Annotated in this window: 1 protein-coding gene; it reads left to right on the top strand. The window is 62.2% G+C overall.

Annotated elements, in window-relative coordinates; genetic code table 11:
• Nucleotides 1-64 precede the first annotated feature (64 nt).
• Nucleotides 65-320: condensation domain-containing protein (locus ABR397_RS25570; protein WP_407072908.1), on the top strand; the 256-nt coding region annotated here is incomplete at its 3' end.

The raw sequence follows: 320 nt of genomic DNA on the forward strand, positions 1-320 counted from the left end.
CCGGGCTGTTATCCCGGCGGCCGATCACAGCTTGCCTCTGCCACTCTCTTTTGCCCAGCAGCGATTGTGGTTCCTCAGCCAACTCGATTCCGCTGCCAGCCAGGCCTACCACATTCCCGCGGTATTGCAGCTTTCCGGTCAGCTTGACCAGCAGGCCCTCACCGCAGCACTCGATCGCCTTGTCGCCCGCCAAGCGAGCCTGCGTACCCACTTTACGCGGGTTGACGGTCAGCCCTGCCAGCAGATAGCGCCTACAGACATCGGCTTTTCACTCTCCTGTCTGGATCTGCGTTCCCTGAACGCAACGGCCCGTGCCAAGC

It is taken from the genome of Photorhabdus viridis (assembly GCF_040256935.1).
Taxonomy (GTDB): Bacteria; Pseudomonadota; Gammaproteobacteria; order Enterobacterales; family Enterobacteriaceae; genus Photorhabdus; species Photorhabdus viridis.